Source organism: Neorhizobium sp. BETTINA12A (genome assembly GCF_023006485.1).
Taxonomy (GTDB): domain Bacteria; phylum Pseudomonadota; class Alphaproteobacteria; order Rhizobiales; family Rhizobiaceae; genus Neorhizobium.
Window position 1 is genome coordinate 21,364 of record NZ_JALBGW010000007.1, and the last position, 17,044, is coordinate 38,407.

The window sequence follows — 17,044 nt, forward strand, 5'->3', positions numbered from 1 at the left end:
CTCAGTCCTTGTCGTAAAGGCTGCTCAGCGGTTTCTTCAGCAGGCTTTCGCGCAGCGATCCTTCGCGCCGGAGCAGCGGGTTCGGGCGCGGCGCGCCTTCGGGTGCCAGCGGACGCTGGAATGTCGGAGGTGCGGGCTGGTAGGGCGGCTGCTCAGGCGGACGGTCGCGGCGCAGTTCTGCGAAACGGTCGGGTCGGGGCGCTAAGGGTTGTTCGGGTGCCGCCGCGCGCGGCAGCATTTCCGGCCGATAGGGTTCCAGCTGCGGGTTGGTCGCCATGGGCGGTGCGGGGTTGATCGTCACATGGCCGGTCGAGCGGATCTCCCGGTTCCAGCGATCGAGTTCGGCATCGCCTGCCGGCGGGAAATCGTCATCGGCGTCCTCCTCGGTATCGGAAGCGCCTTCCGGGAAGGGCGCCGTCGCCGTGGCGTAGCTTTGCTGGAAGGCGGAAATATCCGGGCCGCTGACGGCGCGCATGCGGGCGATCACGGTGCGCAGGTCGACCGTATCCGGCGTGTCCTCCGTACCCTTGTCGGCGACGCCATTGGCCTTGGGCAGGTATTTCTTTTCGACGCGGGAAAACCGCATGCGCATCGGCACGGAGATCGCCTCGCCGAAGGCGATCGCCTCGCCATTGCCGATCGACGACAGAAAACTGGTCGTCGAGATCGACGAATTCGGGATCGCCGATTTGATGATTTCCTGGTCGCGGTCGTTGGACAGTCGCATCGCGAATACGGTCGAGCACTGCGACAGGATCGTCTGGTCGAGTTCGCCGGGACGCTGGGTGATGACGCCGAGCGAGACGCCGTATTTGCGGCCTTCCTTGGCGATGCGCGAGATGGCCTGCCTTGTCGGGAAAAAACCCAGTTCACGGTCGGCCGGCACGTAACGGTGGGCTTCTTCGCAAACGACGAGCATGTGGATGGCGCCATTGCTCCAGAGCGCCAGTTCGAACGCCATGCGGCAGAGGACCGAGGCGATGGAATTGACGACTTCAGAGGGAATGCCGGCGAGCTGGAAGGTCGAGATCGGCCGGTCGTCGCCGGGAATGCGGAAGATATAGGCGATCGTCTCCATGATCGTGTCGTTGATCGTATTGTTGGAGAACATGAAGTGATAGCGCGGGTCGTTGATCGCCGACAGGATGCGCATCTTCAACGACCGCAGGAAGGGCTTTTCGCCGCGGCCTTCGAGGCGGCCGATCCGTTCGTCGATCAGGGCCAGCAGGTCCGCCATACGGTAGGGAACCGGCGTATCGGCAGTGACCGAGCTTTTTTCCGTCGAGCGACGCATCAGCGACGTCTCGTTGCCGCGGAAGGCGCGTTTCGCCTCGGGGATGAGGTCGCGCAGGATGTCCAGTTCTTCCGCCACGGCCGGACGACCGCGAAAAACCACTTCGGAAAACTCTTCGAGCCGCATCAGCCAGAAGGGCAGGTCGAGCGTTTCGGTATCGATGACGACCGCGTGATCCGGAAAGGCTGCGGCAAATTCGTTGTGCGGATCGAGAATGAGGACGCGCAGCTTCGGGTCGGTCTCGATCGCCTTGTGGAGGAGCAGAGAGACGGCGGTCGACTTGCCGACGCCGGTCGAGCCGACGATGGCGAAATGTTTCGACAGCATCGACGGGATATGGATCGTCGCGTCGATCGTGTCGTCCTGCGTCAGCTTGCCGACCACGCAGGTTTCATTCTTGCCGGTATCATAAATGCGGGAAAGGTCGGCGGCACGAATGCGGTGCGCGACCGCGCCGAGATAGGGATAACACGAGATGCCGCCGGTGAACTCGTCGCGACCATCAGGTCCCTTGCGCACCTCGCCGAGCAGCTCGGCCTCGATGTGGAAACTGGTGTTGCCGTTTTCGCTCCATTCCTTGCCGCCGGTCTGCATTGCATAGGCAAGTGCCACGACACGGTTTTCGCCGACACTGATGGAGATCAGCCGGCCGACGGACCACAGTTCGGTAAGATCGGTCTCGCCGTGTTCGGCAACGGCGGAAATGGTGGCGTGCGAGCCGGTGCAGGCGACGACGCGGCCAAGCATGCGGTTGCCGGGTCTCTGGATGTCGCGACGATCCTGCTCTCCTGCGGATGCGGAACGTTGCAGATCGTTGTTCAACAAACTCGGGCCCCTATTATTGGGGGTGGCGGATCAGCTCAGGGCTCGTCCGTCGGGTCGCTACCCTCCAAACAGGAGGAGTATATTGTGCCGGCCTTAACAACTCGTATAGGAAAGCGCGCGGCCGAATGCGTGGAAACGGAGCAGCAAAATCAAACTGATGACGATTTTTGGCGCATGCCCACGTTGACGAACGACATTTATCTGGCTAACACTTCGCGCCATGAAGATCTCGATCGCTCTTATTGTGGTGGGAACGCGCATGGGCAGGACGGTGTAACCGTCCGGCGACAGCCACCCATGCGCGGAAAGACAGGCTCCTCCAAGGGGCCTTTTTTTATGCCTTCAATCCGGCTCGGAGGAGCCGCCGGTAAAAAATCCAGCAGCGAATGGACCAAGACAATGACGGATACAAATAATCAGACGCCAGATAACCGGATGACTGGTGCGGAGATCGTCCTGAGGGCTCTGAAGGACAATGGCGTCGAACATATCTTCGGATATCCGGGCGGCGCCGTCCTGCCGATCTATGACGAGATCTTCCAGCAGGACGACATTCAGCACATTCTCGTTCGCCACGAGCAGGGCGCCGGCCATGCGGCCGAAGGTTATGCCCGCTCCACCGGCAAGGTCGGGGTCATGCTGGTGACGTCCGGTCCAGGCGCCACCAATGCAGTCACTCCGCTGCAGGATGCGCTGATGGATTCGGTTCCGCTGGTCTGCCTGTCGGGGCAGGTCCCGACGACGCTGATCGGCTCGGACGCCTTCCAGGAATGCGACACCGTCGGCATCACCCGGCCCTGCACCAAGCACAACTGGCTGGTCAAGGACGTCAACGACCTGGCCGGCATCATCCACGAGGCTTTCCGCATCGCCCAGACCGGGCGGCCGGGGCCGGTCGTCGTCGATATCCCGAAGGACGTCCAGTTTGCGACCGGCACCTATACGCCGAAGCCGGAGATCGCCCAGAACACCAGTTATCAACCGCGCACCCAGGGCGACATCAACGCCATCCAGGCGGCCATCGAGCTGATGGCCTCGGCACGCCGGCCGATCCTCTATACCGGCGGCGGCGTCGTCAATTCCGGCCCGGAAGCCTCGCGGCTGCTGCGCGAGCTGGTCGAGCTCAGCGATTTCCCGATCACTTCGACGCTGATGGGGCTCGGTACCTATCCGGCTTCCGGAAAGAACTGGCTCGGCATGCTCGGCATGCACGGCTCCTACGAGGCGAACATGGCGATGCATGACTGCGACGTCATGGTCTGCATCGGCGCCCGTTTCGACGACCGTATTACCGGCCGCCTCAACGCGTTCTCGCCGAATTCGCGCAAGGTCCATATCGATATCGATCCGTCCTCGATCAACAAGAACGTGCATGTTGACATTCCGATCCTCGGCGATGTCGGCAGTGTTCTCGCAGACATGATACGCCTGTGGCGCGCCCTGCCGAAGAAGCCGGCCAAGGGGCAGACCGAGGAATGGTGGAGCCAGATCGACCGCTGGCGGGCTCGCAAGAGTTTTTCCTACAAGCATTCCAACGATGTCATTATGCCGCAATATGCGCTGCAGCGCCTTTTCGAGGCGACCAGGGGGCATGACACCTACATCACCACGGAAGTTGGCCAGCACCAGATGTGGGCGGCACAGTTCCTCGAGTTCGAGGAGCCGAACCGCTGGATGACGTCGGGCGGCCTCGGCACCATGGGTTACGGCCTGCCGGCGGCGATCGGCGTTCAGGTGGCACATCCGGATGCCCTCGTCATCGACGTTGCCGGCGACGCGTCGATTCAGATGTGCATCCAGGAAATGTCCTGCGCCATCCAGCATAACCTGCCGGTCAAGATCTTTATTCTGAACAACCAGTACATGGGCATGGTCCGTCAGTGGCAGCAGCTGCTGCACGGTAACCGCTTGTCGAACTCCTATACGGAAGCGATGCCGGACTTCGTCAAGCTCGCGGAAGCCTATGGCGCCGTCGGCATCTACTGCGACGACCCGAGAGAGCTCGACGACAAGATCGAAGAGATGATCGCGGTCAAGAAGCCGGTGATCTTCGATTGCCGCGTCGCCAATCTCGCCAACTGCTTCCCGATGATCCCTTCGGGCAAGGCACATAACGAGATGCTGCTGCCGGACGAAGCCACCGACGAAGCGGTTGCCAATGCCATCGATGCCAAGGGTCGCCAGCTCGTCTGAGACGGGCGGCACATCCTTCAACAAATTTCTGAGGAAATGGACTTAAGATAATGAATGCGCATCAGCAACCGACCGGCTCCGCCTACTTCATCGCCCCCGAGACCGCGAAAGCCGAAAGCCACACGCTTTCGGTTCTCGTCGCCAACGAACCCGGTGTTCTCGCACGGGTAATCGGCCTGTTTTCCGGCCGCGGCTACAATATCGAGAGCCTGACGGTTTCGGAAACGGAACATGAAGCTCACCTATCCCGCATTACGATCGTCACGCGCGGCACCCCGACGGTGCTCGAACAGATCAAGGCGCAGCTCGAACGCATCGTGCCGGTGCACCGGGTCGTCGACCTGACGGTTCGCGCCTATGCGCTTGGCCAGGAACGGCCAATCGAGCGCGAGGTGGCGCTGGTCAAGGTTGTCGGCCAAGGTGACCACCGCGCCGAGACGCTGCGGCTCGCGGATGCCTTCCACGCCAAGGTCGTTGACGCAACGGTCGAGCATTTCATCCTAGAAATCACCGGCAAATCCTCGAAGATCGACCAGTTCGTGGCGATCATGAAGCCGCTTGGCCTGGTTGAAGTCTGCCGCACCGGGATCGCGGCGATGAACCGCGGTCCGCAGGGGATGTAACGGGTCGGGCGGAGAGCGATGTCTTGCGGGCGTTCGACATGCTGATGGCGAAACGTCGAACGCCCGATCTCCGCTAGATCATCGCCAATGGCGCCTTGCGCGACGGTGGCGGGAAGGTGGCGTCGAGGGTTGTCCAGTCCGCCTCGCTGAGATCCAGGTCGACCGCCTCGGCATTTTCCGCGACGCGGTCCGGATTGGCGGATTTCGGGATGGCGATGACGCCGTCGCGTTCCAAGAGGAAGGCGAGTGCCACCTGTGCCGGCGTCGCCTGATAGGCCTTGGCGATGCGGATCAGTTCGCCGCTTCTGGCAAGCCGGCCCTGTTCGATCGGCGAATAGGCCATGACCGGAATGCCGCGCTCCTGGCACCAGGGCAGAAGATCGTATTCGATGCCGCGGCGGGAGAGATTGTAGAGCACCTGGTTTGCGGCGCAGTTTCCGCCATCCGGCACCTCCATCAGCTCCTCCATGTCGTCGAGATCGAAATTGGAGACACCCCAGGCGCCGATCTTGCCGGCCCGGCGCAGTTCCTCGAAGCCGGCGACGGTTTCGGTCAGCGGATGTTCGCCGCGCCAATGCAGGAGAAAGAGGTCGAGCCGGTCGGTCTTCAGCCGGTCGAGGCTGCGTTCGCAGGCCGCGATGACACCCTTGCGGCTGGCGTTCCAGGGATAGACCTTGCTGACCAGAAACACCTGATCCCGCCGGCCGGCGATCGCCTGTGCCGTGATCTTCTCGGCACCGCCCTCGCCATACATTTCTGCCGTGTCGATCAGTGTCAGGCCGAGATCAAGGCCTCGCTTCAGGCTCTCGATTTCTACCTCGGCCTTACGGCCGTCCTCGCCCATCTGCCATGTGCCGAGGCCGAGCCCCGGGACCGAGATGCCGGAGGGCAGGATGACTGTCGGAATGTCGGACATGAAAGGCCTCGGTCAGTTGCTTCTGGAGATGGGTATCTTATCGAAATATGGCGTCGATTGAAGTTGCCAAGTTCCGCTTGAAGATCGCCGCCAACGATCCTATCACCGGAAGGCAGGCCGTCCGGGAAACGAGATGGTCGAGATAACCGGGGCGGATTGGCGTTAGGAGAAAATATGTCGCTGGAGACCTTTCTGGCCCTCGTCCTGTTCGCCTTCACCACCTCGATCACGCCGGGGCCGAACAACATGATGCTGTTCGCATCGGGCGTAAATTTCGGCTTTACGCGGACAATTCCCCATATGCTCGGCATCGGTACCGGTTTTCTGTCGCTGCTGATCGCGGTCGGCCTTGGCCTCGGGGCGCTGCTGCATTCGGTGCCAGTCGTTTATACGACCCTGAAATTCGCCGGCGGCGCCTATCTGCTCTGGGTCGCCTGGAAGATCGGCACGTCACGCAGCCTGTCGGATGGCAAGACGGGTGCCGCACCAATGACGTTTATTGGCGCGGCGGCCTTCCAGTGGGTCAATCCGAAGGCCTGGGTCATGGCGGTCACCGCCATGGCGACCTATACGAACCCGGACTATTACCTGCCGACCGTGATGCTCGTCGGGCTGGCGTTCGCCGCGGTCAACGTGCCGAGCGTTTCGACCTGGGCCGGCTTCGGTTCGGCGCTGCGCGAATGGCTGTCGGTGCCGGCGCGGCTGAAATGGTTCAACATCACCATGGCACTCTTGCTTGTCGCCAGTCTCTGGCCAATGCTGAAGTGAGGAGACAACCATGTCCGCAGATCATCACGACCACGATCACGACCACGACCATGGGCATGACCACCATCATGGGCACGACAACCGCTACAGCGACATGCAGGCGCGGGTGAAAGCACTGGAGACGGTGCTGACCGAAAAGGGGCTGATCGATCCGAAGGCGATCGATGTGATCGTCGATACCTATGAGACGAAGATCGGCCCGCGCAACGGCGCCAGGGTGGTCGCCAAGGCCTGGAGCGATCCGGATTTCGCCGAATGGCTGAGAACGGATGCGACCTCGGCAATCGCGAGCCTCGGTTACACCGGTCGGCAGGGCGAGCATATGCGGGCGGTGTTCAATACGCCGGAGACGCACAACCTCGTCGTCTGCACGCTCTGCTCCTGTTACCCGTGGGCGGTGCTGGGCCTACCGCCGGTCTGGTACAAGGCGCCGGCCTATCGCTCGCGGGCGGTCATCGATCCGCGCGGCGTGCTTGCGGAATTTGGGCTGACGCTGCCGGAGGACAAGAAGATCCGCGTCTGGGATTCCACGGCGGAACTGCGGTATCTGGTGATCCCCGAACGGCCGGAAGGCACGGAGGGTCTCGGCGAGGAGGCGCTTGCCGATCTCGTCAGCCGCGATGCGATGATCGGCACGGCGATTGCGGGGCCGCGGTCATGAACGGGCCACATGATCTCGGCGGGCAGATGGGTTTCGGGCCGGTGGCGCCGGAAAAGGACGAGCCGTATTTCCATGCCGAGTGGGAGAAGCGGGCGCTGGGGCTGACGCTGTCCGGTGGTGCTCTCGGCGGCTGGACCATCGACGAAAGCCGGCACGCGCGCGAAAAAATTCCGCCGGCGGAGTATCTGGGCGCGAGTTATTACGAGATCTGGATGCGGGCGCTGGAAGTGTTGCTCGAACGCCATGGGTTTGCGGGGCGAGCGGAAATCGATGCGGGTCGCAAGCAGGCAGAGCCGGCGACGCCGAAGCGTATCCTGACGGCGGATATGGTGGCGGGCGTGCTTGCCAAGGGCGGACCTTGCGACCGCCCGGTTGAGACGGAACCACAGTTCCAGCCGGGCGACCGGGTGCGGACCCGCAATTTCAATCCCGAGACACATACACGGCTGCCGCGTTATGCCCGCGCCAAGACCGGTGTCGTCGAGGCAGTCCAGGGCTCCTTTGTGTTTCCGGACGACAATGCGCATGGCAAGGGCGAGAACCCGCAATGGGTCTATACGGTCGTGTTCGACGGGCCAGAAATCTGGGGCGAGGGCGCCGACCCGACGCTGACGGTCTCGATCGATGCCTGGGAGAGCTATCTTGAGCGCGTGTGAAATCCGATCGGCGTTGGCGCAGTCGCCCGGATTGCCGAAGTCACCAGCGGGTGATCCGGTGTTTCCGGAGCCCTGGGCCGCGGAAGCTTTCGCGATGACGGTGCATCTGCACGAGCGCTGCCTATTCAGCTGGAGCGAATGGGCCGAAGCGCTTTCAGGCGAGGTCCACAAGCCCGGTCGGGCCGATGACGGCAGCGACTATTTCGACTGCTGGGTGGCGGCACTCTCCGGGCTGCTGGTCGGTAAGGGCGTCGCGGACAGCGAAACGATCCTCAGCCTGCAGCAGAGCTGGCAGCGGGCCGCCGAGGCGACGCCGCATGGCCGGCCGATCGAGCTTGCCAACGATCCGCTGCGCTGAAGATCAGCTCGGAAACTGGCGGTAACATTCCTCGGCGACCCGGCGCAGCATATCGCGGGAGATTTCGCCGGTGACGGCGTATCCGAGCTCGCCGTCGATCCAGTAGAAGGTCTCGACCGTGCTGGCGGAGGCGAAGCGAAAACTGGTGGAGCGGTTTTCCTTGTTGCGGCCGACGAGCACGGTCAGGCGCTGGCCCGTCTGGTCCTCGTACATGAACAGCGCGCCCGGCTTGCCGCCGACCGGCAGCAGGCGGCCGCCGACCAGCTTGAAGCCCATCGGTTGAAGGTTCGGAACTTTGAGATTGGCAATCGACAGCCGCTTGCCGAGCCAGTTCGCAAGATGCGTCTCCTCGTTGGCAAACACCTCCACCGGGTGGCGCACTTCGCTTGCATAAACGAGGAAGGCGTTGCGGGCCTCGCGGGGCAGGATTTCGGCCTCGGCAAGCTGGATATCCGGGCGTTCGAACAGAAGCGGGCCATAATGGCCGCCGAGCGCGCCGGCTGCGAAGATCAGAACTGCGGCGGCTGCCAGAGCCAAGCGGCGGGACGGCCAGATACCGGTGCGCGCCAGGCCACCGGTGAGAAGCTGGATATCGGTCGGTTTCGATCGTTCGTGACCGGCGAAGACGGCGCGCAATTCGTCGTTCTGCTCTTGCCAGTCTGCCACCATCTGCGCGGCGTCCGGGTTTTCGGCCAGAAAACTCTGCACGCGGGCACGGTTGGCCTCGTCGAGGAAGCCGTCGGCATAGGCGTGCAGTTCCGCTTCGGATACGGATCCGGATCCGGCTTCGGTCATCGTGGTCTCCGCAATGGTATGACGTTTTCCTCCCGCATTTTTTCCCGCAAAGCCTGGCGCGCCCGCGACAGACGCGACATGACGGTGCCGACCGGAATTTCGAGCATTTCGGCGACTTCCTGATAGGCATAACCTTCGACGACCACCAGCATCAGCACCGCGCGCGCATCCTTCGGCAGCGTCTCCAGTGCCTGGACGAGGCGGTTCTTTTCCAAGGGATCGTCGGCGCTCGTGCTCGCAGCCAAGCTCTCGGCCTCCTCGATGCCGACGGACGGACGCCGCGCGATCGACCGTCGCGCGTTGAGGTGAAGATTGGTCATGATCCTGTAGGTCCAGGATTTGAAATTCGCGCCGCGCCATTGGCCGCGGCTGACCAGCGCCTTCTCGACGCAATCCTGTAGCAGGTCCTCGCTCTCCGTGTCCGAGCGCGTCAGGCTGCGCGAATAGCGCCTGAGCGAGGGCAGGAGGGCTAGGATCTGCGTCTCGAAGGAAAGCGGCGCGGGAGCCTGTGCCTCACGCGCCGTTCCGGAAGTGGATTGATCAGGGCTTTGCGACATCCCAAACGCCGTTCACGCCGTCACCGGTGGTGTCGCCTTCCTTGGTGTCCTTGACCCAGTAATAAAGCGGCATACCGTCCTTCGCCCACTGCTTGGCCCCGTCCTTGCGGGTCACGATGGAGTATGCACCATCAGCCTTCGCATCGGAAGCGGCCATGACCGGCGGCCAGTTGGTGGCGCACTTGTCGTAGCAATTGGAGGTGCCGGGCTTGTCGTTCTTGAAGGTGTAGAGCGTCATGCCCTTTTCACCGGCAAGGACTTCGCCCTTGGTCGAGGTCTTGACGGTCTTGAACGGGCCGGCGGCAAAGGCCACCGAGGTCAGCGCTGCGAGCGCGAAAGGCACGAGAATGAAGGTCTTCATGGATCGTCTCCCTGGTTTTGAATGGCGGCCTCACATCGGCCACCGAAGTCAAGACACCGGCAGGGGCGGATTTATTCCGTCGAGGACCAAAGATTTTTTCGGAGATGATCGAACCGCTCATCCCGGCCTTTGATTCATCTTTCGTTCTTTTTCGGTTGCGCTTGGACGCAGAATCCTGCCAAGTCCCGCCATGCAATTTGCACCGCAACAGGACGAGGCCCTCAAGGCCGTTTCACAATGGCTGAAAGAGGGGCGCAGCCAGGTCTTTCGGCTGTTCGGTTATGCGGGCACCGGCAAGACCACGCTTGCCAAACATTTCGCCGAAAATGTCGATGGCGAGGTGCTGTTCGCAGCCTTCACCGGTAAGGCGGCGCAGGTTCTTCGTTCGCGCGGGGCGCGAAACGCGAAAACCATCCATTCGCTGATCTACCGGCCGCGCGGCGAGGAGGCGGTCGAGGACGATGCCGGCAAGACGTCGATCTCGCCGATGTTCTCGATCAACCGCCAGAGCCCGGTCGCCAAGGCCGCGCTGATCATCATCGATGAATGTTCGATGGTGGACGAGGCGCTCGGCAAGGACCTGATGAGTTTCGGGACGCCGATCCTGGTGCTCGGCGATCCCGGCCAGCTGCCGCCGGTTTCCGGCGGCGGGTTCTTCACCGAACAGGATCCGGACTATCTGCTGACGGATATCCACCGCCAGGCGCGCGACAACCCGATCATCAAGCTGGCGATGGACGTGCGCGAAGGCAAGGAGATCATGTATGGCGACTACGGTACCGCCAAGGTGATCTCCCGCAATGAGGTGACGCAGCCGCTGGTGATGGAGGCGGACCAGGTTCTGGTCGGCACCAACAAGACCCGCAAGCGCTACAATCAGCGGCTCCGGGAACTGAAAGGTTTTACGGCCGACTATCCGCAATCCGGCGACAAGCTGGTCTGCCTGCGCAACGACCCGGCCAAGGGCCTGCTCAACGGTTCGCTCTGGCAAGTGATGAGTTCGTCGCGCGAGACGGTGAAGCCCGGCATCAACCTGATGATCCGGCCGGAAGACGACGACATGGATCGCGGTGCGGCCAAGATCAAGCTTCTGAAACAGGCGTTCGAAGAGCAGGAAGGGGAAATCCCCTGGACGACCCGCAAGCGTTACGACGAGTTCGATTACGGTTATGCGCTAACCGTTCATAAGGCTCAGGGGTCGCAATGGAACAATGTCGTGCTGTTCGATGAAAGCTGGGCTTTCCGGGATAGCCGGGAGCGCTGGCTTTATACTGCGATCACCCGCGCAGCCGAGACGCTGACGATCGTCCGCTAAAGAAGCCGGTCAGTTCGGCACGAAACCGAGCAGCATCGCCTTGGCGACCGCCTGGAAGCGGTTGGTCGCCTGGAATTTCTGGATGATGTCATCCTCCATCCGGCGCAGTTCCTCGAATTCGAGGTTGAGCGCGCGGGCGAGCCGTGGTGCCGAATAACCCTCGGCCATCAGCCCCAAGCACCGTTTCTCGATGTCGCTCAGAACCAGGGACATCGGCTTGGGGCTGGCAAGCGCCTGCTCTTCTTCCTCGGCCACCAGCAGGTTTTCGATCTGCTGCATCTGCCGGCGGATATTGGAAATGTCGGAGGTGAGCTCCCGCTTGCGCCGGGCCAGCATGTTGTGGAACGTCTCGTTGGCTTCCGTCTCCGACGTTGCGCTGGCAAGCTCTTCCATCAGTTCCTGGATGACCGCCACAGGAATGCCGATTTCGCGGCAGGCATTGATGACCGCCATGCGATGGATCTGGACCCTGTCATAGACCCGCATGCTGCCGGAGCGGCGGGCGGTGATCAGGCCCTTTTCCTCATAGAAGTGAAGGGTGCGGTGGGTGACGCCGAAGAGATCCGCCATTTCGGCGATCGCCACGGGCTGGCTCGGCATTTCAAACGGAAGGGAGACCTGGGGAAGAGGAGGAAAATAATGGGCTGCTCGCGCCGGCGGCGCATTTTCGGTCATGGCCTGCATGGTATCGCTCCGCATCGAGTCCCCTTGCGCCTGAAGTCGGCGGTGTGGTCGAATATGCATCTAAAGGTTGCGACATTGCGTCGGACCTCTCGGATGGAACCTCGGTACTGAAAATGCGGACCCGATTGAAATGAGTGGCAGAATTCGCTGTTCAAACCGTATTCCGCCGCCTTTTGGCCTGCCCGGCGAACTCTGTTAGATATAGATTAGCTAAAACTTTAAGAAATGGTAGCCCCTGTTGCCTCGTGAATTCTCGTCCATCAAAACTCTTTATAAGTGCATTTTTCTAAACCCGGTGGCATTGCGAAGGCGCATGGCCTAAAAGCGGATCGACCTTTCAAAACCGGGTATTGCCATGCCGACCAAGCTTTCCGTGAACCTCAATGCCATCGCCATGCTGCGCAACCGCCGCGATCTTCCATGGCCAAGCGTCGAAGCGCTGGGGCGCATCGCGCTGCAGGCGGGTGCGGCCGGCCTGACGGTGCATCCGCGCCCCGACCAGCGCCATATCCGCTTCACCGACCTGCCGGTTCTTCGGGCGCTGATCGACGACGAGTTCCCGAATGCCGAGTTCAATATCGAAGGATATCCGAGCGAGGATTTCCTGGCGCTATGCGAGGCGACCCAGCCGGAGCAGGTAACCTTGGTGCCGGACGATCCGACCCAGGCGACCTCCGACCACGGATTCGATTTCCGTGCCACGAGCGAGATGCTGAAGCCGATCGTGGCGCGGCTCAAGAAGGGCGGCATGCGGGTGTCGCTGTTTGCCGATGGCGACGGCGACGTCGAGGCGATGAAGCTCGCCAGGGGGACGGGCACTGATCGTATCGAACTCTATACCGGGCCCTATGGCGGCTGTTTCGACAATCCGGAGCGCGGCGCCGAAATCCTTGAAAAACTCGGGCGGACGGCGGATGCGGCGCTTGCCGAAGGGCTCGGCGTCAATGGCGGTCACGACCTGACCGTCGCAAACCTGCCGGCATTGGTGAAGCGCATTCCGAAGATGGCGGAAGTCTCGATCGGTCACGGCCTGACGGCGGATGCGCTCGAATACGGCATGGCGGAAACCGTGCGCCGCTTCCGCCGCGCCTGCGGCCAGATTGTCTAATTCGACGACAGTTTTGCCTCGCAGAGCTCGAGCTCCCAGGTCTGGCCGTTGCATTCCGGTCCGAACAGGTTGTGCTTTTCCTCTGCGACGAGCTTGAAACCGGCCGTTTGATAGATGCGGATTGCCGCACTCAGGCAGTCATTGGTCCAGAGCGACAGCTTTTTGTAACCGGCGAGTGTCGAGAACTTGATGCATTGTTCGACGAGCGTCCGGCCGAGGCCAAGGCCGCGGGCGGCGGGATCAAGGTAGAGAAGGCGCAGCTTGGCTGTGTCGCCGCCGCCATCCGCCACGACCACCGAGCCGACACGTTTGCCGTCGCGTTCGGCGATCCAGCAGCGCTCCCGCTCGGGGTTGAAATTGGCGATGAACTTGCCGGCGACCTCGGCAACCAACCCCTCGAACTTGTCGTTCCAGCCGTATTCCCGCGCATAGGCGACCGCCTGGGCTTCGATCAGCCAACCCATGTCACCGACACGATGCGGACGGATGACGACCGGCGGTGTTGGCGCGGCCGACTGCGGGTCGAGAATATTGCGGATCACCTGCATCGAGCCGATCAGTCTTTCGTGGCCGAACGTGTCCACTTCCCTCAAATCCCTGGCGATCTGCTGGCGGGAACGTTCGCCGAGCGTCTCGTATTCGGCTTGTCCCTTGTCGGTGACAATGAGAATCTGGCTGCGCTTGTCGTCGGGATCCGGCTCGCTGTCGATGAAGCCGACCTCGCGGAATTTTTTGAGGAGGCGGCTGAGATAAGCGGGATCGAGGCCGAGATCGCGGTTGAGCTCGGTCGCCGAAACCCGTTTGCGGGCACCCATCTCATAGAGGATACGCGCTTCGGTCAGCGTGTAATCGGTGTCGAGATAGCCCTTGGCGAGAACGCCGAGCTTGTTGGTGTAGAAACGATTGAAGGCCCGAACGGCATCGAGAACGGCGGGATCGGTCATCGGCAGAGTCTCCTTTAGGGAGACTCTGTCATATATTTATTGGACTGAGTCAAATAAATTTACGCTGCAGCCTGTTTGACGGCCGGCTGGCCAAGCGCGAAATCGACGGCCGCCTTGGCATGGATGGTGGTGGAATCGATGCCGGGCAGGGGCAGGCCTGCCGGATCGAGCAGGAGGCAGATTTCCGTGCAGCCGAGAATGATGCTGTCGGCGCCTTCAGCCTTCGCCTTTTCGATCATGGCGATGGCCCGGGTGCGGGAGGTATCGAGAACCGCGCCGGCGCAGAGTTCGTTGAAGATGATGTTATGGATGTCGGTGCGATCGTCCGCATCCGGCACCATGACATCGACGCCGAGCCCCTTCATGTGATCGGTATAGAAGCCGTGCTCCATCGTGTAGCGGGTCGCAAGCAGGAGCGGGCGGCTCAGACCTTTGGATGTCAGCGTCTTGGCGGTCTCGTCGATGATGTGGATAAGCGGTATGTCGATCGCGGCCTGTACCTGCGGGGCGACGAGATGCATGGTGTTGGTGCAGATCAGCACGCATTCCGCGCCGGCCGCCTTCAGCCTGCGCGCGCTGCCCGCAAGATGCTCGGCCGCCAGATCCCAGCGGCCGGCCTTCTGCATATCGACGATTTCGGCAAAGTTGACGGAATGGAGCAGGAGATCGGCCGACGCAAAACCACCGAGGCGGTCGCGCACCATCTCGTTGATCAGCCGATAATACACCGCGGTGCTTTCGAAACTCATCCCGCCAATCAAGCCGATCTTGCGCATTTTTTCTCCAAACGAGATGGAATTTGGTAACTCCATCTCATTATCGCGAAATTCGGAGAGCCGCAATCCGGCGAGATGCTAAGCGGCGAGGGCGGCCTTCTGGGTCTCGAAATAGGCGGCGAGCGTCTGCGGCTTCTGACCGGTCAGCGTCTCATAATCGCTGGTCACCTGTTCGAAATTGCCGGCGCGGATATTGGCATCCGCCGAGACCAGCATAGTTGCGACGAAGGCGGGCAGGCCGGCGCCGGCAAGGCCCTGGGTCAGCTGCTCGTCGGTGACATCAACGACCTCAAGCGGCTTGCCGGTGGCAGTTGACGCGCGGGCGGCGATTTCGTTGGCCGTCAGGGATTCCGAACCGGTGAGGGTGAGGGTGTGGCTGCCGGCCCGCGGATTAGCAAGGGCACCGGCTGCGGCACGGGCGCAGTCGTCGCGGCTGATCGTGGTGATCTTGCCCGCACCCACGGACGTGTACCATTTGCCGACCTGAAGATTGTGCGGCATGCTCATCAGATAATTGTCGTGGTACCAGGAATTGCGCAGGATCGTGTAGGCGACGCCGCTCGCCTTGATGGCCTCTTCCGTGCCGAGATGATCCGGTGCGAAGGTGACCAGCGACTTGTCCGGGTTGGGCATGGACGTATAGACGATGTGCTTCACGCCGGCCTTCTTGGCGGCGGAAACGGCGTTCCTGTGCTGCGTGATGCGCTTGCCGGGCGTTGCCAGTTCGTCGGTGGAAATGATCAGCACGCGGTCGACACCGGTGAATGCCTTCACGAGCCCGGCTTCGTCGTCGAAATCGGCTGCGCGGGTTTCCAGGCCGCTGGCGGCAAGGTCGGCGAGCTTGTTCGGATCACGGCTGGCAGCGACGATGTCGGCGGCAGCGACCTTAGATGTCTCCAGCAGGTGACGCAGCACTGCGCGGCCCAGATGGCCGGCGGCGCCGGTGACGAGAAGTTTGGTCATGCGGTTTCTTTCCTGGCGATGGCCGGCCTGTCGGCGCGGCGATTATTGTTGGTCTCAAAAAGAGACTAGCGCTAGAATAGGAATTGACTTCGATCTGTAAAGGAGGCAGTTTCCAGGGAGATCGTTACTTCAAGGGAACCACCTCCATGGCCCTCAATGCAAGCCGTAAGCCGATGCTGGATGGCAAGGAATGCGATACGTCCGGATGGAACATGGATAATTGTCCGGTCCGGGACGTTATCGACCGGATTGCCGGCAAATGGTCGACGCTGCTTCTCGGGGCCTTGGCGCGCCAGCCCTATCGCTTCGGCGAGCTTCGCCGGCTGGTGCCGGATATTTCCCAGCGGATGCTGACCCAGACGCTGCGTGACCTGCAGCGCGACGGTTATATCGAACGCGAAGTGTTTCCGACCAAACCACCGAGCGTCGAATACCGGATGACTGATCTCGGACGCTCGCTCTTCGAGCCGCTTTCCAAGGTGCTGCAATGGGCGGAAGCCAATCATCCGTCGGTGAAAGCCGCGCGGGTGAAATACGACGAGAGCGAACTCGCCTGATCGAGCCCGCTATGGATCAAGGCTTGTCAGGCATATTGATCGCTGGAAGCTCGCATGTCGGCAAAACGACGCTGGCAAAACGTCTGGCCGAGACGCTCAACTTGAACATGGTATCGACCGATAGTCTCGGGCGGCATCCAGGGCGGCCGTGGCCGAGCGTCCGTCCACCTGTGGCCGAGTATTATAGGCGCCTTTCGCCGAAGACGATCTACTGGTTCCTGAGGGTGCATCACGAAAACATGTGGCCCGGCCTGAAGCGAATGATCGACGGCGAGATAGAAGCTCGAAAACCATTTGTGCTGGAAGGATCGGCACTGCGGCCTGAATTCATCGCGCCGCTCGTTTCGGAGACGCTTGTCGGGATATGTCTCCATGCCGATACAGATTTCCTGCGGGAGAGAATGCGAGCCGAGGCGGGATATCTGCAGGCCGGGGGGGACGATCGAGCTATGTTCGACGCGTTTATTGAGCGTTCCGTTCACGACAATGCGGAAATGCACAAAGCGGCTCGGGAAAACGGGCTGAGGATCGTTGATGCGGCCGATCCGCATGCCGTGGATAATCTTTTCGACGAGCTAGTGCGGCACGGGCCGTCTTTGAGTTCGGCCGGAGGTTAGGCTTTGCGACCGGTACATCATCGGCTGGCAGAGCGGCCCGGAAGCCGCCCTGTTGTTTGTTGACGCGTTTTCG

Annotated in this window: 19 protein-coding genes; 10 read left to right on the top strand and 9 right to left on the bottom strand. The window is 61.7% G+C overall.

Translation table 11 applies throughout. The features are described 5' to 3' along the window. Position 1: 1 nt before the first annotated feature. Positions 2-2,119, bottom strand: a complete 2,118-nt coding sequence (locus MOV61_RS03655) for an ATP-binding protein (RefSeq protein WP_247135595.1) — start codon at positions 2,117-2,119, stop codon at positions 2-4. A 399-nt stretch (positions 2,120-2,518) separates the two neighbouring features. Here MOV61_RS03655 and MOV61_RS03660 point away from each other — a divergent pair, with 399 nt between their 5' ends. Both MOV61_RS03660 and ilvN read left to right on the top strand, forming a co-directional pair. Continuing rightward, entirely contained in the window at positions 2,519-4,312 is a 1,794-nt protein-coding gene (locus MOV61_RS03660; RefSeq protein ID WP_247135596.1) for an acetolactate synthase 3 large subunit, read from the top strand. A gap of 50 nt (positions 4,313-4,362) precedes the next feature. Continuing rightward, the gene (gene ilvN / locus MOV61_RS03665) at positions 4,363-4,935 is read left to right on the top strand and encodes an acetolactate synthase small subunit (RefSeq protein ID WP_038543428.1); all 573 of its coding nucleotides are present in this window, start codon (positions 4,363-4,365) and stop codon (positions 4,933-4,935) included. Positions 4,936-5,008: 73 nt separating this feature from the next. Here the strand turns inward: ilvN and MOV61_RS03670 are convergent, their stop codons facing one another. After that, complete coding sequence (locus MOV61_RS03670; protein WP_247135597.1) at positions 5,009-5,851, bottom strand: aldo/keto reductase; 843 nt, start codon at positions 5,849-5,851, stop codon at positions 5,009-5,011. A gap of 174 nt (positions 5,852-6,025) precedes the next feature. On the opposite strand from MOV61_RS03670, the gene MOV61_RS03675 reads away from it, so the two are divergent. The 4 genes from MOV61_RS03675 to MOV61_RS03690 are packed head-to-tail and all read left to right on the top strand — an operon-like array spanning position 6,026 to position 8,294. After that, on the top strand, positions 6,026-6,619 hold the full coding sequence (locus MOV61_RS03675) for a LysE family translocator (RefSeq protein WP_247135598.1): 594 nt from the start codon (positions 6,026-6,028) through the stop codon (positions 6,617-6,619). A gap of 10 nt (positions 6,620-6,629) precedes the next feature. Continuing rightward, positions 6,630-7,280 carry a nitrile hydratase subunit alpha gene (gene nthA, locus MOV61_RS03680; protein WP_038543421.1) on the top strand — a complete coding sequence of 217 codons (651 nt, stop codon included), beginning with the start codon at positions 6,630-6,632 and terminating at the stop codon, positions 7,278-7,280. Continuing rightward, positions 7,277-7,936: a nitrile hydratase subunit beta gene (gene nthB / locus MOV61_RS03685; protein ID WP_038543419.1), complete on the top strand. Its 660-nt coding sequence runs from the start codon at positions 7,277-7,279 to the stop codon at positions 7,934-7,936. Before nthA ends, nthB begins: the two co-directional genes overlap by 4 nt. Beyond that, positions 7,923-8,294: a nitrile hydratase accessory protein gene (locus MOV61_RS03690; protein WP_038543417.1), complete on the top strand. Its 372-nt coding sequence runs from the start codon at positions 7,923-7,925 to the stop codon at positions 8,292-8,294. Before nthB ends, MOV61_RS03690 begins: the two co-directional genes overlap by 14 nt. A 3-nt stretch (positions 8,295-8,297) precedes the next feature. Here MOV61_RS03690 and MOV61_RS03695 read toward each other — a convergent pair whose 3' ends face one another. Genes MOV61_RS03695 through MOV61_RS03705 form a run of 3 tightly spaced genes read right to left on the bottom strand, consistent with a single transcriptional unit; the run spans position 8,298 to position 10,007 of the window. After that, entirely contained in the window at positions 8,298-9,089 is a 792-nt protein-coding gene (locus MOV61_RS03695; RefSeq protein ID WP_038543414.1) for an anti-sigma factor, read from the bottom strand. Continuing rightward, the gene (locus MOV61_RS03700) at positions 9,086-9,646 is read right to left on the bottom strand and encodes an RNA polymerase sigma factor (protein ID WP_247135599.1); all 561 of its coding nucleotides are present in this window, start codon (positions 9,644-9,646) and stop codon (positions 9,086-9,088) included. The genes MOV61_RS03695 and MOV61_RS03700 overlap by 4 nt, the downstream gene beginning before the upstream one ends. Further along, the gene (locus MOV61_RS03705) at positions 9,630-10,007 is read right to left on the bottom strand and encodes a lipoprotein (protein WP_038587428.1); all 378 of its coding nucleotides are present in this window, start codon (positions 10,005-10,007) and stop codon (positions 9,630-9,632) included. The genes MOV61_RS03700 and MOV61_RS03705 overlap by 17 nt, the downstream gene beginning before the upstream one ends. Positions 10,008-10,197: 190 nt before the next feature. On the opposite strand from MOV61_RS03705, the gene MOV61_RS03710 reads away from it, so the two are divergent. After that, the gene (locus tag MOV61_RS03710; RefSeq protein WP_038543408.1) at positions 10,198-11,322 is read left to right on the top strand and encodes an ATP-dependent RecD-like DNA helicase; all 1,125 of its coding nucleotides are present in this window, start codon (positions 10,198-10,200) and stop codon (positions 11,320-11,322) included. A gap of 9 nt (positions 11,323-11,331) precedes the next feature. Here the strand turns inward: MOV61_RS03710 and MOV61_RS03715 are convergent, their stop codons facing one another. After that, positions 11,332-12,021 carry a MerR family transcriptional regulator gene (locus MOV61_RS03715; protein ID WP_247135600.1) on the bottom strand — a complete coding sequence of 230 codons (690 nt, stop codon included), beginning with the start codon at positions 12,019-12,021 and terminating at the stop codon, positions 11,332-11,334. 340 nt (positions 12,022-12,361) lie between these two features. Between MOV61_RS03715 and MOV61_RS03720 the strand changes: the two genes are divergently transcribed. After that, the gene (locus tag MOV61_RS03720) at positions 12,362-13,114 is read left to right on the top strand and encodes a pyridoxine 5'-phosphate synthase (RefSeq protein ID WP_247135601.1); all 753 of its coding nucleotides are present in this window, start codon (positions 12,362-12,364) and stop codon (positions 13,112-13,114) included. Here the strand turns inward: MOV61_RS03720 and MOV61_RS03725 are convergent. The 3 genes from MOV61_RS03725 to MOV61_RS03735 form a co-directional block, all read right to left on the bottom strand. After that, complete coding sequence (locus MOV61_RS03725) at positions 13,111-14,058, bottom strand: helix-turn-helix domain-containing GNAT family N-acetyltransferase (protein WP_247135602.1); 948 nt, start codon at positions 14,056-14,058, stop codon at positions 13,111-13,113. The two genes, MOV61_RS03720 and MOV61_RS03725, sit on opposite strands and share 4 nt — an antisense overlap. Positions 14,059-14,117: 59 nt before the next feature. After that, positions 14,118-14,834: an aspartate/glutamate racemase family protein gene (locus tag MOV61_RS03730; protein WP_247135603.1), complete on the bottom strand. Its 717-nt coding sequence runs from the start codon at positions 14,832-14,834 to the stop codon at positions 14,118-14,120. 78 nt (positions 14,835-14,912) lie between these two features. Further along, entirely contained in the window at positions 14,913-15,797 is an 885-nt protein-coding gene (locus MOV61_RS03735; RefSeq protein ID WP_247135604.1) for an SDR family oxidoreductase, read from the bottom strand. A 173-nt stretch (positions 15,798-15,970) separates the two neighbouring features. Between MOV61_RS03735 and MOV61_RS03740 the strand changes: the two genes are divergently transcribed. Next, on the top strand, positions 15,971-16,354 hold the full coding sequence (locus tag MOV61_RS03740; RefSeq protein WP_405029331.1) for a winged helix-turn-helix transcriptional regulator: 384 nt from the start codon (positions 15,971-15,973) through the stop codon (positions 16,352-16,354). Between the two features lie 11 nt (positions 16,355-16,365). Beyond that, complete coding sequence (locus MOV61_RS03745; RefSeq protein WP_247135605.1) at positions 16,366-16,971, top strand: hypothetical protein; 606 nt, start codon at positions 16,366-16,368, stop codon at positions 16,969-16,971. Positions 16,972-17,044: the final 73 nt, after the last annotated feature.